Annotated in this window: 1 protein-coding gene; it reads left to right on the plus strand. The window is 73.9% G+C overall.

Features of this window, described 5'->3' with window-relative positions; genetic code table 11:
* On the plus strand, nucleotides 1–410 hold a 410-nt coding region (locus B2J86_RS17935), incomplete at both ends, for a methyl-accepting chemotaxis protein (protein ID WP_240965122.1).

Here is a 410-nt window from a genome sequence, read left to right on the forward strand (position 1 = left end):
GCGGGCGAGCAGGGCCGCGGCTTCGCCGTGGTGGCCAGCGAGGTGCGCAGTCTGGCGCAGCGCTCGGCCGCGGCGGCCAGCGACATCAAGGGCCTCATCGGCACCAGCGTGGCGGCCGTGGACGGCGGCGTGCGCCACGTGGAGGGTGCAGGCCAGGCGATGCAGGAGATCGTGGCCAGCGTGCAGCGCGTGGGCGACATCATTGGCGAGATCTCGGCGGCCGCGTCCGAGCAGTCGGCCGGCATCGGCCAGGTCAACCAGTCGGTCGGCGAGATCGACCGCATGACGCAGCAGAACGCTGCGCTGGTCGAACAGTCGGCCGCCGCGGCCGAGTCGCTGCGCGAGCAGGCGCAGCGCCTGTCGCAGGTGGTGCAGCAGTTCCGCCTGGGCGAAGACCGGGGCGGGGCGCA

The sequence above is a fragment of the Acidovorax sp. SRB_14 genome (assembly GCF_012932145.1).
Lineage (GTDB): Bacteria > Pseudomonadota > Gammaproteobacteria > Burkholderiales > Burkholderiaceae_C > Simplicispira.